Annotated in this window: 14 protein-coding genes and 1 pseudogene; 3 read left to right on the forward strand and 12 right to left on the reverse strand. The window is 62.3% G+C overall.

All coding sequences use genetic code 11. From position 1 onward, the window contains the following. Nucleotides 1-15: 15 nt before the first annotated feature. The 3 genes from guaB to RVM26_RS11345 all read right to left on the reverse strand — a co-directional run bounded on the left by guaB (nt 16) and on the right by RVM26_RS11345 (nt 3559). A complete protein-coding gene (gene guaB / locus RVM26_RS11335; RefSeq protein WP_498938680.1) occupies nt 16-1485 on the reverse strand; it encodes an IMP dehydrogenase in 1470 nt (489 codons plus the stop codon). Between the two features lie 162 nt (nt 1486-1647). Further along, complete coding sequence (locus tag RVM26_RS11340) at nt 1648-2334, reverse strand: phosphate signaling complex PhoU family protein (protein WP_039183500.1); 687 nt, start codon at nt 2332-2334, stop codon at nt 1648-1650. A gap of 25 nt (nt 2335-2359) precedes the next feature. After that, nucleotides 2360-3559: a Na/Pi cotransporter family protein gene (locus RVM26_RS11345; RefSeq protein ID WP_498938682.1), complete on the reverse strand. Its 1200-nt coding sequence runs from the start codon at nt 3557-3559 to the stop codon at nt 2360-2362. A 228-nt stretch (nt 3560-3787) separates the two neighbouring features. On the opposite strand from RVM26_RS11345, the gene xseA reads away from it, so the two are divergent. After that, nucleotides 3788-5131, forward strand: a complete 1344-nt coding sequence (xseA, locus tag RVM26_RS11350; protein ID WP_498938684.1) for an exodeoxyribonuclease VII large subunit — start codon at nt 3788-3790, stop codon at nt 5129-5131. Between the two features lie 14 nt (nt 5132-5145). Here the strand turns inward: xseA and RVM26_RS11355 are convergent, their stop codons facing one another. The 7 genes and pseudogenes from RVM26_RS11355 to RVM26_RS11385 form a co-directional block, all read right to left on the reverse strand. Further along, complete coding sequence (locus tag RVM26_RS11355; RefSeq protein ID WP_254893829.1) at nt 5146-5280, reverse strand: hypothetical protein; 135 nt, start codon at nt 5278-5280, stop codon at nt 5146-5148. A gap of 348 nt (nt 5281-5628) precedes the next feature. Next, nucleotides 5629-6527 (reverse strand): annotated as a pseudogene (locus tag RVM26_RS11360) (RNA-guided endonuclease InsQ/TnpB family protein). A 65-nt stretch (nt 6528-6592) separates the two neighbouring features. Next, the gene (locus tag RVM26_RS11365) at nt 6593-6970 is read right to left on the reverse strand and encodes a DUF2335 domain-containing protein (RefSeq protein WP_498938686.1); all 378 of its coding nucleotides are present in this window, start codon (nt 6968-6970) and stop codon (nt 6593-6595) included. Continuing rightward, on the reverse strand, nt 6939-7136 hold the full coding sequence (locus RVM26_RS11370) for a hypothetical protein (protein ID WP_218313749.1): 198 nt from the start codon (nt 7134-7136) through the stop codon (nt 6939-6941). Before RVM26_RS11370 ends, RVM26_RS11365 begins: the two co-directional genes overlap by 32 nt. Before the next feature lie 89 nt (nt 7137-7225). Beyond that, on the reverse strand, nt 7226-8542 hold the full coding sequence (gene argA, locus RVM26_RS11375) for an N-acetylglutamate synthase (RefSeq protein WP_498938688.1): 1317 nt from the start codon (nt 8540-8542) through the stop codon (nt 7226-7228). Nucleotides 8543-8679: 137 nt separating this feature from the next. Next, nucleotides 8680-8835 carry a hypothetical protein gene (locus RVM26_RS11380; RefSeq protein WP_287804300.1) on the reverse strand — a complete coding sequence of 52 codons (156 nt, stop codon included), beginning with the start codon at nt 8833-8835 and terminating at the stop codon, nt 8680-8682. A 9-nt stretch (nt 8836-8844) separates the two neighbouring features. Further along, nucleotides 8845-9525, reverse strand: a complete 681-nt coding sequence (locus RVM26_RS11385; RefSeq protein ID WP_039183511.1) for a TIGR00153 family protein — start codon at nt 9523-9525, stop codon at nt 8845-8847. 131 nt (nt 9526-9656) lie between these two features. On the opposite strand from RVM26_RS11385, the gene RVM26_RS11390 reads away from it, so the two are divergent. Together RVM26_RS11390 and RVM26_RS11395 are read left to right on the forward strand one after the other, a co-directional pair. Next, nucleotides 9657-10553: a CYTH domain-containing protein gene (locus RVM26_RS11390; RefSeq protein WP_498938690.1), complete on the forward strand. Its 897-nt coding sequence runs from the start codon at nt 9657-9659 to the stop codon at nt 10551-10553. 38 nt (nt 10554-10591) lie between these two features. After that, nucleotides 10592-11494 carry an ion transporter gene (locus RVM26_RS11395; RefSeq protein WP_498938692.1) on the forward strand — a complete coding sequence of 301 codons (903 nt, stop codon included), beginning with the start codon at nt 10592-10594 and terminating at the stop codon, nt 11492-11494. A gap of 62 nt (nt 11495-11556) precedes the next feature. Here RVM26_RS11395 and RVM26_RS11400 read toward each other — a convergent pair whose 3' ends face one another. Both RVM26_RS11400 and RVM26_RS11405 read right to left on the reverse strand, forming a co-directional pair. Then, the gene (locus RVM26_RS11400; protein ID WP_498938693.1) at nt 11557-12180 is read right to left on the reverse strand and encodes an L-threonylcarbamoyladenylate synthase; all 624 of its coding nucleotides are present in this window, start codon (nt 12178-12180) and stop codon (nt 11557-11559) included. Nucleotides 12181-12261: 81 nt separating this feature from the next. After that, the gene (locus RVM26_RS11405) at nt 12262-13200 is read right to left on the reverse strand and encodes a PHP domain-containing protein (RefSeq protein ID WP_096922384.1); all 939 of its coding nucleotides are present in this window, start codon (nt 13198-13200) and stop codon (nt 12262-12264) included. Between the last annotated feature and the right edge of the window lie 19 nt (nt 13201-13219).

Below are 13219 nucleotides of genomic sequence, written 5' to 3' on the forward strand. Positions count from 1 at the left end.
CACTAACTGCGCTGGTTAGCTCACCCGGTAGTTGGGTGCTTCCTTGGTGATCTGCACGTCGTGAACGTGAGACTCGTTGAAGCCAGCGCCGGTAATCTGTACGAACTCGGGCTTGGTGCGCATTTCCTGAATGTCGCGGCAGCCGGTGTAACCCATGGAGGCGCGCAGGCCGCCCATCAACTGGTGAACGATGGCGCTCATCATGCCCTTGTAGGGTACGCGGCCTTCGATGCCTTCCGGCACCAGTTTTTCGGCTCCGGCGTCCTTGTCCTGGAAGTAGCGGTCGGCGCTGCCCTGGCTCTGCGACATGGCACCCATGGAGCCCATGCCACGGTAGGCTTTGTAGGTACGGCCTTGGTAAAGCTCAACTTCGCCCGGTGCTTCTTCGGTACCGGCCAGCAGGCCACCCACCATCACGGCGCTTGCGCCAGCGGCAATGGCTTTCGCCAAGTCGCCAGAGAAGCGTACGCCGCCATCGGCAATCAGCGGAATGTCGAACTCTTTCAGCGCTTCGGCTACGTTGGAAACGGCGGTGATTTGCGGTACGCCAACGCCTGCCACAATACGCGTGGTGCAGATAGAGCCGGGGCCGATGCCTACTTTCACGGCGTCTGCGCCTGCTTCGGCCAGCGCTTTGGCAGCGGCGGCGGTGGCGATGTTGCCGCCGATCACTTGAATCTCGGGGAAGTGCTCTTTGATCCAGCGAACGCGGTCAATCACGCCTTGGGAGTGGCCATGGGCGGTGTCGACGATGATCACGTCAACGCCGGCTTCGGCCAGTGCGGCTACGCGGTCCGGGGTTTCCGGGCCGGTGCCCACCGCTGCGCCTACTAGCAGGCGGCCGTCGCTATCTTTAGCGGCCATCGGGTAGGTACGGGCTTTTTCGATGTCTTGGAAAGTCACTAGGCCGCGCAGATGGAAGGCGTCATCGACAATCAGCATTTTCTCGATGCGGTGTTCGCGCATCTTGGCTTTGCTAGTTTCAAGGTCGGTGCCTTCTTTCACTGTTACCAGCCGCTCGCGGGGCGTCATGATGTCGGCCACGCTGTCGCCCACGTTGGGCTGGAAGCGCATGTCACGCTCGGTGACGATGCCCACCAGGGTTTCGCCTTCTACCACCGGGAAGCCGGAGAAGCCATATTCGCGGGCCATGGCCAGCAGGTCTTCCAGCTTGGCCTTGGGGCTCACGGTGACCGGGTCTTTGACGATCACGCTTTCGTGCTTCTTCACCTTGCGCACTTCCGCGGCCTGCTGGGCCATGGTCATGTTCTTGTGGATGATGCCGATGCCGCCTTCCTGGGCCATTGCAATTGCCAGACGCGCTTCGGTCACGGTGTCCATGGCGGCAGACAGCAGGGGAATATTCAGCGAGAGGTTACGAGTCAGGCGGGTTTTGAGGCTGACATCCTTGGGCAGAATGTCGGAGAAGCCAGGAACGAGAAGTACGTCATCGAACGTAAGCGCTTCTTGGGCCATACGTAGCATAGCGGCAACACCCAATGTAAAGTGGGAAGATGGGGCGTGAAAGGTTAATCGCCCATTATAACGTTTCGAGGGCCACCCCAGCAAACCATCCTGCGATGATCTGCTGAAGGTGGCCCTCTGCGTTGGCCTGGGCGAAGCCCACTGCGGTGTGGCGCGGGCGGTTTAGTCCAGCGCGCGGTCGTCGGCTTCGCTGGGGAAGTCGAGGTCTTCCAGGCGACCCGTCACCGCCGTGGCGATGTTGGCCAGGTGCGAGGCCACACGCTTGTAGTGGCGCGCCAGCAGCGAGTAGGCCACGGCTTCGTGGAACTCGATGCTGTCCTCTTCCCGCAGCAGGGATTCGATCAGCTCGTCGCTGATGTGACGAATCTCCCGGGTGGCGGTGATGATGCCGTGGGCCTTTTTCTCATCGGAGTTGCGCGTGGCCGCAATCAGCTCGCTGAACAGCCCCCGCAAGCGCTCGGAGATGCTGTCCAGGGGCTTCTGGTAACGGTCAACATGGAAGCCTTCGGTGTAGAACGCGCCTACCTCGAAGACGTTCTTGCAGTAGTCGCCGATACGCTCGGCGTCCTTGGCCACGCTCATCAACGCCAGGCAAATGGCCACGTCGTGGCCGGGGTTGACGGTCAGGTGGCGCAGCACCTTGCGGCGAATCGAGCGCTCCAGCTCGTTGACCGCCACGTCGCGCTCGTACAGGGGCGTGCGTACGTCCTCGGCGGCCACGGTGCTGTACAGCACCTCGTTGGCCCGTGAGAACATCCAGGCGCCATGCTCCAGCATTTGGGTCAGGTCCGCGTAGGCCTGGTCGATGCTGGTTTCCGAGGTAAGCGCACTAAAAAGCTGTTTGAACATGGGGAAACCTCTCAACTGGCCGCGCTTAGCGCAGGCGGATAAAGAATTCGGTCAGCGTGATGCCCACCAGCGGCACGATCAGGAACACACCGATCAGGAACAGGAACGCATAGCGAATGTGCTGCCCTGCCAGGCGTCCATACCAGGTGGCAATGCGCAGCGGAATGACCCGCAGCGGCCACCAGATCGCGGTGCCGGTAAGGTTGAAGATAACGTGAAACAGCGCCACCGTCATCGCCGCTGCCATCGGGTTGGCAGTCGCCGCCAGCACGCTGGTCACGGTGGTACCCAGGTTGGCCCCCATCATGAACGGCAGCACGCGGCGCAGGCGCACCACCCCTGCCCCCGCCAGCGGCACCATCAGGCTACTGGTGATCGAGCTGGACTGCACCAGCACGGTCGAGATCACGCCCACGCCGTAGGCCCGCGCATCGGTACGGAAGAAGTAGGTACGGAACAGGCCATCCATATGGCGCAGCAGCGCACCGCGCAGGTTCTGCACCATGAACACCAGGGCGGCGAACATCAGCAGCAGGCCGATGCCAGCCACCATCAGCCCAGTGGCGGCGGTGGTGGGCATCAGCGCCGCGCCCAGCCAGTTGGCGGCATCCACCACCGGAGCAGTAATGGTCTTGATCGGGCTGTTGGGGCGGGCGACTTCTTCCAGGCCAATCAGGTCTGCCAGCCATGCGGCCAGGCGGGTGAAGATGCCGTAGCCGCGCTCGTGGAACATGCCGGTCAGCCACTCCACCGGGAAGATCAGCAGCACCGTGAGGATGTTGAACAGGTCGTGCATCAGCGCCGCAGTGAACGAGCGGCGGAAGTTACGCTTGATGCGCACGTTGGCCAGCGCCACGATGACGCCCGTGACGGCCGTGCCGATGTTGGCCCCCATGATGGCGAACACCGCCGTGCCCAGGGTCATTTCGCCACTGGCCACCAGGGTCACGATCAGCGCCGTGGTGAACGAGGAGCTTTGCACGACCATGGTGACCAGCACGCCCGCCATCAAGGCGATGAAGGGGTTCTGGCCATAGGCGAAGGCGCGGGTCAGAACATCGCTGTCGCTGCCGAAGGTGCCTAACCCCGCACCCAGAACGTTCAGAGCAGCCAGGAACAGATACAAGCACAAGCCAGCGTAGATACCTCTTAGCCAGGCGGGCACTTCGTGAGGCGCTTGGCGAGCCAGCGCAGGACGATCTTGTGAAGGTCCGAGATTCGACATGAGCAATCTGCCCTGTTGGTGAACATCTATTGTGACGCTTTCGTGACACTTCTGTGTCGGCGGGCACCCTAGCACGGTTTTATGACACTTTGATGACGTTTATCTTGCAGCGCCGCCTTCTGCGCGCATGGTACGCCAGAGAACCCGTCAGGGCCATTGCTGTGCGCCCTGCACGTATTGTCTAATGAGCGGCCGCATCCTTGCTTTCACCCGCGACTGGAAACTCCCATGAGCGCTCCCAACGCCCCCCTGCTATCGGTCAGTCAACTCAACCTCAAGGCGCGCAAGGCGCTGGAGAACGACCTGGGCGATGTGTGGGTGGAAGGCGAGCTTTCCAATGTGTCGCGCCCGGCGTCCGGGCACATCTACTTCACGCTGAAAGATGACCGCGCCCAGGTGCGCTGCGCGCTGTTTCGCCAGCGGGCACGGTTCGTATCGGCCCCCATGCGCGATGGCGACCAGGTCAAGCTGCGCGGCCGGGTCTCGCTGTTCGAGCCCCGCGGCGATTACCAGCTGATCGCCGACGCCGTGCAGGCGGCGGGGCTGGGCGAACTGCTGGCGGCCTACGAGCGCTTGAAGGCGCAGCTGGAAGGCGAAGGGGTATTTGCCAACGCCCGCCCGCTGCCCTTTCCGCCCCGCAAGCTGCTGATTCTGAGTTCCGCCAGCGGCGCCGCCATCCGCGATGTGCTGGCGGTGCTGGCAGCGCGCTGGCCATTGGCCGACGTGACGCTGATCCCCGTGCCGGTACAGGGCGCAGAGGCGGCCCCGGCAATGATCTCTGCCCTGGCGCTGCTCAACCGCCAGACGCGGCTCGACCCCGCCCAGGATGCGGTGCTGATCACCCGAGGCGGCGGCAGCCTGGAAGACCTGTGGGCGTTCAACAACGAGCACTTGGCCCGGGCCATCTTCCACTCCCGTTTGCCGGTGATGTCTGCCGTGGGCCATGAGGTGGATGTCACCCTGGCGGATTTCGCCGCCGACATGCGCGCCCCTACCCCTTCCGCCGCCGCCGAGCGGCTGGTGCCCGACCAGCACGCTCTCAAGCGCCAACTCCAACAGGCCGAACAGCGCCTGCAGCGCGCCCTGCAAACCCGCCTGGAGCGCGATAGCCAGCGGCTGGACGCCCTGCGCGCTCGGCTCCGCCACCCGGGAGAGCGGCTGGCCCACCAGCGCCAGCACCTGCAAGCCCTCGCCCAGCGGCTAGCGCGCGCCATGCAGTTCACGCTGAGCCAGCAGCAGCGCCAGCTTGGCCAGCTCGGCCGCCGGCTGGCCAGCCAGGACATGGCCCGGCTGCACCGGGCAGAAAGCGAGCGCATCGAACGCCTGCAACGCCGCCTGGCCAGCGCCATGCAGCGCCAGCTGGAAGCGCGCCAGGCACGCCTGCACAGCGCCGCCCGGGCACTCAACGCGGTCAGCCCGCTGGCGGTACTAGGCCGTGGCTATGCCATCGCCCAGGACGAACAAGGCCAGATCGTGCGCCGCGCCCAGGATACTCAGCCGGGCCAGCTGCTCAAATTGAAGCTGGGTGAGGGGCGATTGAACGTGGAAGTAAAACGGCGCTATCAGAAATAGCGCCGCACGGGTGATTACTTTTTGTCCGATGACTCGTCCGGAGAAGGATTGACGTGATGGGTATCCGGCATCGGGTTGGCGTCGTCGTGATGATCGTCGCGCTGGTCTTTTTTCTGTTCTTGCTTCTGGTCGTGTTTATCCGGGGACATGCTACCTCCTGATCCTTGGTGGTGTGTGTTGCCTCACTCACTATAGCCGCTCCCCACCCGCTTGCCATGAAGGCCGCACCGCAGGGCCGTGCAATGCCCTGCCTGGTTTTCAGGATTCTCTTTCCAAAGCAGCGAGTTACCTCCTTCCCGGCCCGTTTGGCACCCACTCATGCAGTGTTTAAATAGCATTTATTAATTGTCGCTATCGGAAGTGAATGGCCTTCTTCGGCATTTGCCCCGGCCTGCGCCTTTGGTCTACGTTCTGACACTCCCCGCCCGCCGCGCTTCGCGCTTTGGGCGAGGGTTCTGAAATCACCCCCAGAACCTTCCTGCTTCCACACGCCTTCACTAGATAGCAGCTAGGCCGCTGTCCTCCGCTCCGGTCGCTCCACAGGCTAACCCCGCCAGCCCGGCGGTTTGTATATTCCTGGCCGCGTTGATGTCGCGGTCAATGGGATAGCCGCAGCTTTCGCAGTGCCAGTGACGTTGCGACAGCGGCAGTTTCTCAACCTTGTAGCCACAGCCATGACACCGCTTGCTGCTGGGGAACCACTGGCTCACTTTCACCAGTTGGCGCCCCGCCCAGGCGGCCTTGTATTCCAGTTGCCGGACGAACTCACCCCACCCGGCATCGCTAATGGATTTAGAAAGCCGTCTATTCTTGATCATACCAATGATATTAAGTGACTCGACGCACAGGACTTGGTTTTCGTTAATGAGTGCGCGGGTCGCTTTGTGGGTGGCGTCACGGCGACAGTCGGCGATCTTGGCATGTAGCCGTGCCACTTTCCGGCGGTGTTTGTTGCGGTTGTTTGAACCTGTCTGTTTTTTCGCCAACCGGCGCTGCAAGCAGGCCAGCTTCGCCTCGTAGCGTTTCAGATGACGCGGATTGCCCGATTTTGCGCCGTCACTGGTAATGAACAAATCGCTCAAGCCGAGGTCAATGCCGACCGTTTTGCGCGTGACCGGAAGCGCTTTTGGCACGAAATCACACAGGCAACTGATGAAGTAGCGTCCAGCACGATCGCGCTGGAAACATCCCGCAACCACGGAAACTCCGCCTTTAAGCCCACCAGTCGCTTTTCCGCCGATGAGTGCGAGACCGATTCACCGCGCTGCTGATACGCCTCGGTGCGATAGGCCAGGGTATTATTCCAGACAAAACGGGCACACCCGAACGACTGCGCCAGCAGCTCAGCCTGTTCGGAGGTGGGGTAGAACCGTTCTTTGTAGGCACGCTTTGTCATGCTGTATAAATATCAGGGTAATGAGGCGAGGTCAATCTGGCACCGCTACGCGGTGCGCGCTTGTATCACCGCCCGACTGGGCGATGCTTTACGCGCTGTTTGGTAATACCCAGAAAGATAAGGCCAAGGCTGTAGGCCATCCACTGCCCGCGCTTGATCTCGCTGATACTGGCATCCTGCGAGCGTATATTGGACTCAGCAATATGAGAGTTGACGGCGTTTTCTTTCTCTTCTTGCTCGTGGCGATGCGCTTGCTCCTTCTCGGCCATGGCTAAAATACGATCTGCCGCGCCGGGGCTGATGCGCTCGTATTTTTCCATTTCCGCAGAAGGCGGCAAGGGACCTGAGTAGGTCAATTGTTGAGCAATAATGCTCTGATTGTTAGAGGAGGTTGGTGATTGCTGCGATGAATCACGAGTGTGAGAGCTTGGGGAGTCGGTCATATTGCTCCATCGCCTTTTGCATATCTTTTCCAACCTTCAGAAAATCGCTGCTCAATGCCTCTGCATCGCTCTCGTGCACGACAAACTCGACAGGTTGGATTGCCTGCCGCTTTTGCGGAAAGATCGTAGTGACACTGGCAATGTGTGCGACACGTTTGAGGTTCATTGCGGCATCCCTCGGTTAGTTTCTTTTACCATAGCGCAAAGTGACTCTCGTTAGGTAGTCGATAGCGCGCATGGTGCCGGTTTTCCCCACTAACCCGCCAGATTCTTCACCAACACCTTGGATTTACGGGCGTGGTTGTAGGCCTCGCGTTTGAGGGGGGGCAGGTCTTCCAGGCTGGCGGCGCGGAAGCCGCGCTCCACGAACCAGTGGGCGGTATGGGTGGTGAGCACGAACATATCGGAAAGCCCCCGCTGGCGGGCGCGTCGCTCCAGCGCTTCGACCAGGCGCTCGCCGCGCTCGCCGCCCCGGTAGTTGCCATGCACGGCCACGCAGGCCAGCTCGCCCACGGTGGTCTCGGGGAAGACGTGCAGCGCCGCGCAGCCGATCACCATGCCGTCGCGCTCGATGACCATGTAGTCGTCGATTTCATGCTCCAGGCGCTCCCGGGAGCGAGCCACCAGCATGCCGCGCCGCTCCAGAGGTTCCAGCAGCTCCAGCAGGCCCGCCACGTCATTGAGCGTGGCCGGGCGCAGCTGCTCGTAGCGGTGCTGGGTGATCATGGTGCCCACGCCGTCGCGGGTGAACAGCTCCCCCAGCAGCGCATCATGGTTGCGCCAGGAGAGCAGGTGCGTGCGGGCCACGCCTTCCCGGGCGGCGGTGCAGGCGGCGTTGAGATGGCGCGCCAGCTCGCTGCCGGGCACGGCCTGCTGCAAGCGCGGTTCGGCTTCGAAAGGTGAAAGCTGGCGCAACAGCGCGCCCTGCTCGTCCTCCAACCCTTCCGACTCGCCCAGCAGAATCAGCTTGTCTGCCTTGAGCGCCACGGCGGCGTGCTGGGCCACTTCCGAGGCGTCTAAATCGAACACTTCACCCGTGCTGGAGAATCCCAGCGGCGGCAGCAGCACCAGCGAGCCCTTCTCCAGCAGCCCTTCGATGGCGCTGGCGCGCACCCGGCGCACCTCACCGCTGTGATCGAAGTCCACGCCTTCGCGCACGCCCAGCGGCTTGGCGGTGACCAGATTGCCGGAAATCACGCTCAGCTCCACGCCGTGCAGCGGCGTGCTGGGCAGGCCAAGGGAAAGCCGGGCTTCCAGCCATAGCCGCTGGTGCGCCGCTACCTGCTCAACGTGGGCCATCACCGCGCGATTGGCCACCCAGCGGCCATCCACCCGAGTGGGCTCCACGCCTGCGGCCGTCAACGCCTCATGCACCTGAGGGCGAATGCCGAACACCACCACCAGGCGCACGCCCAGCGTGTGCAGCAAGGCCAGGTCCTGAATCAGCTGCTCTCCTCGGCCCGACGCCATGGCTTCGCCTTCAATCAGGATGACAAAGGTTCGCCCCCGGTGGGCATTGATGTACGGGGAGGCATTACGAAACCAGTCGACAAAGGGGAAACGTGTGTCCAAGGGCCGCTCTCCGGCAGCAGGTGAATGAAAGTGATCACGCTTACTTTAACAGAGCATAAAAAACAGCGGCACCTTCTATTGCAGCGATCTCCTGTCGAGACCGGCTGTCGAAGGTGCCGCCGTATACCCGCCAAGCGTTAGCCTGGGGAGAGGTGTATCAGCCGAACATGCCTGAAGAAGAACACGATGGCCAACCCCGCCCCGGCGGGCAGGGTAATCAGCCAGGACAGGAAGAAGCCAAACAGGCAGGCCAGAATGATAAAGATGTCGCCGTGCTGAGCAATAATCTGCATGGGAGCCCCTTAGCGTGCGGTCAGGATCTGCAGGCGGCTGCCCACGCGTTCGGCGCGGTCGGAAACTTCGCCGACCCAGTCGATGATCTTGTAGAGAAAGATCACATCCACGGGGGGAAGCTGGCTTTCCAGCTCGAAAAGACGGCGGCGAATCGCCACCTGCTGATCATCCGCCTGGTGCTCCAGCACGTGCAGCTCGCGGATCATGTTCTGCATCACGTCCGAGACGTTGCGCCCAAAGCCGGATTCCAGCAGGTCCTTCAACTCTTCCAGCGCCTGGCGCGCCTGGGCCACGCAAGCCACACTGGTGGCCATGTACTCGCGCATCAAATCGGCCAGCTCGTCGGGCACGCGCATTTTACGGCCCAGCATGATGCCGGTAATGTCACGCACCTTGTTGGCGATCTTGTCCTGTACGCTGATCAAGTCGAGCAGGTCCGAGCGCGAGACCGGCAGGAACATGCTGTTGGGCAGGTTGAGCCGCAGCTCGGTCTTGAGGGTGTCGGCTTCGTGCTCCAGAGAAGTCACCTGCTCGCGCAGCTCGGCGGCGGCGTCCCAGTCACCGGCAAGGGTCGCTTCGAAGAACGGCAGGAGGAGGTCGGCGCATTCATTGGCCTTGACGATGTGGGCCAGCAGCGGCTGGAATGGCGAGCGGCCAAACATCGCGGAAAAAGGGTTGGAGGTTACCATAGAGCCTTTAGCCTGTTTTCGGGGAGCCTGGAAATGGCGGGCGACAGTATAAAGAGCGCGCTCGGCTTCGTCATAAAAAGTTCATTCAATCGTCATCAATAAGCAACATAGACCACTTGGCAGGAAGCGTCATGACCCAACACCCTCATCCGGCAGCCCCTCAGGAAGTCGAACTGAAGCTAGCCCTGGGGCCCGGCGCGCTCGACGCGCTGCTGGCCCATCCGCTCTTGGCAGAGCCGCCCCAGCAGCAGGCCTTGGCCAACACCTATTTCGATACTCCCCAGGGCCATCTGGCCGCAGGCCGGGTCGCCGTTCGGCTGCGCCGACTGGGCCCGCGCGTGCTGCAAACGGTCAAGACCGCAGGCCAGGGCGGCGGCGGGCTATCGCGTCGTGAAGAGTGGGAGTGGCCGCTGGACGAGCACGCTCTCGACCAGGCCGGGCTGGCCGAGCTGCCGCCGTTTCAAGGGCCGTTGGCCGAACAGATAGCGGCGCTGCAACCCACGCTGAGCACCGATTTCCACCGCCGTACCTGGCAGTTGGCATGGCAAGGCAGCGCCATCGAGCTGGTGGTGGACGAAGGGGAAATCGTGGCGGGTAGCGCCCGCGCCCCTATTGGCGAGGTCGAACTGGAGCTGAAAGAGGGCAGCGCCGATGCGCTATGGGGATTGGCCCTGGCACTGGCAGAGCAGGTAGCACTGCGCCCTTCCGACAGCAGCAAGGCCGCCCGAGGCAATGCCCTGGGCCAGCAGCAGTGGACACTGCCCGAGGCCAGCACCCCCAGCGCATGGCTGCACCGTGCCACCGTGGCGCTAGATGCCTTCCATGACAGTGGCCACCCCGAGCACCTAGCGGCGGCCCAACAGGCGCTGAGTGAACTGGCCCAGCACCCGGCGCTGGATGACGCCGCACGGCGCGAGGCCCTCACGCTGACGGCCGAGCTGGGCACCACCGGCCAGCCCACAGCGGCGTACGGCGTTGCAGCGTTGACGCTGGCCCGTCGCCTTGGTCAGCAAACCGCGCTACGCTGAAACGCATCCCCCTTGACCGCTTATTTCAGGACGAAACCATGAGCATTGACCTCAGCCCCGGTGCCGAAGGATTGCGCACGCGGTTATTCCACGTGATTTTCGAGTCGGATACCCCGGGGGCCAAAGCGTTCGATATCGCCTTGATCATCGCCATCCTGCTGAGCGTGGCGGTGATTTTGCTCGATAGCGTTGAGATCTATGCCGAGCGTTATGGGCATATTTTCTTCTACATCGAATGGGCCTTTACACTGCTGTTTAGCCTGGAACTGCTGGCACGGCTTTACTGCCTTGAACGCCCCACTGTGTATTTAAAAAGCTTTTACGGCGTGGTGGATGTGATTGCAATTATCCCCACTTGGCTAGTGCTACTAGTGCCTGGCGCGCATGCGCTGGTGATGGTGCGGATTTTGCGCGTGCTGCGCATCTTCCGCATTTTGCGACTGATGGAGTTTGTGGGGGAAGGCAGGCTACTGCTGGATGCGCTTAAACGTAGCCTGCGCCAGATTTTGCTATTTTTCAGTAGCATTCTCATGGTGGTCACACTGTTTGCCGCGCTGATGTACACCATCGAGTCCCCTGAGTCGGGCTTTACCAGCATTCCGATGTCGATATATTGGGCCATCGTGAGCATCACCACCGTCGGGTATGGGGATATTGTGCCCGCCACTTCGCTGGGCAAAGCCATCACGGTGATTCTGATGCTGATTGGCTACTCGATTATTGCCGTGCCCACCGGGGTGTTTTCTGCCCAAGTGATCCGCTCGATTCGTGAAGACCGCTACTCAGAAGAAGCCTGCCCTGGCTGCGGCCACGACCGCCACGAAAAGCGCGCCCGCTACTGCCTGCGCTGCGGCACTTGGCTGGATGAGAACAGCGAGGACCCGCGCAAAAAAGCGCACAAAGAGAGCAGCGACGATGAGACGCCAAGCGAGGATAAATAGCCCCTCGCCGATACGAAAACGGGGACGCTAAGCGCCCCCGTTTTAATAGTGCTCAGCGACCACTACTCTTGAAACGGCGTTATATCGCCACGCCCTTCCCGCACGATTTTGGGCGGCAGTTCGCGAAGATCAATCACACTCGTTGGGTCAAGGTGGCAGGCACCGCCATCGATAATCAAATCCAGATGGGCACCAAAGCGGTCGCGGATCTCCTCGGGGTCGCTCATCGGCAGCGCTTCGCCTACCGGAATCAGCGTCACGCTCATTAGCGGCTCACCCAGCGCCTCTAGCAGCGCGTGGGTGATGCGGTGATCGGGCACCCGCACACCAATTGAGCGGCGCTTGGGGTGCAGCAGCAAGCGCGGCACTTCGGTAGTGGCATCCAGAATGTAGGTGTAGGGGCCGGGCGTGTGAGCCTTCAGCAGCCTGAACACGGCGTTATCCACTTTAGCGTAAGTGCCAATTTCGGAAAGATCCGAGCACACCAGAGTAAAGTTATGCTTGTCATCCAGCGAGCGCAGCCATTTGATCTTCTCGATGGCCTTTTTTTCGCCTAAATGGCAGCCCAGCGCGTAGCCTGAGTCCGTTGGGTAAGCGACTACTCCACCCTTACGAATAATCTCGGTGGCTTGGTCAATCAGCCGCTTTTGCGGGTTCTCGGGGTGAATCTGGAAATATTGGCTCATCGCTTGCTCCTGCCGTTCGGCGGTCCGTTCGTTGCACATTCGTTGGCGCGATACCTACAGCTTAGCCGATACGGCGCGTGATCACCCAGCCACCAGCATGCCCGGCGCGGCATCGCGCATGTGCGCCAGCCGGGGGTGTTCCCAGATGGGCGGCGCGGCGGTACGTGGCACCACGCTCATGCTGCCGGGGGCGGCGTGGCTGCCGGGAAAGTGAAAATCGCTGCCCAGCGAGGCGTACAGCGAGCGCTCCACCAGCTGACGCGCCAGGTCACGGGTGCTGTCCGGGTTTTGCTGGCCGCTGACCAGCTCGACCGCCTCGCCCCCTGCGGCGGTGAAAGCATCCAGCAACAGGCCGCGCTTGCGCCGGGTCAGCCCGTAGCGCAGCGGGTGGGCCAGCACCGCGACGCCGCCGGATGCCACCACCCAGCCAACGGCATCGGCAATTTCGGGCCAGTGGGCTTTCACATCGCCCTTCTTGCCGCTGCCCAGGTAGCGCTTGAAGGCTCCGGCCCAGTCGGCCACCACGCCTTCCGCCACCAAGGCACGGGCAAAATCCGGGCGCCCCAGCGGGCGGTCGCTGCCGGCCTGGGCGCGGGCCTTGGCCAACGCATCGGGCAGACCCATTTTCTCCAGCCGCTCGGCAATCACTTCAGCCCGCTGGATACGCGCCTGGCGCTGCTGCTCCAGGCCCTCCACCAGCGCTCCCTGCAAGCCGCCCGGCATCAACGCCACCACGTGAATATTGATGCCCTGCCAGCGCGTGGATAACTCGCAGCCGGGCACCAGGCACAGGCCCGCCTGCTCGGCGGCCAGGCTGGCTTCTGCCGTGCCGTCCATGGTGTCGTGGTCGGTGAGGGCAATGTGCGTCATGCCCCGGGCGGCACACAGCGCCACCAGCTCGTCAGGCGGCAGCGACCCATCCGAGGCGGTAGAGTGCATGTGCAAATCGACCGGGTAGCGCTGATCGGCATCGAACACACGGGGCAGTGCAGGGGGAAAAGCTTCAGGAAGTCGTGGCATTAGCATGACGCCGTGTGGC

Source organism: Halomonas sp. KM072, from assembly GCF_050710315.1.
In the GTDB taxonomy this organism is placed as follows: Bacteria; Pseudomonadota; Gammaproteobacteria; order Pseudomonadales; family Halomonadaceae; genus Vreelandella; species Vreelandella hamiltonii.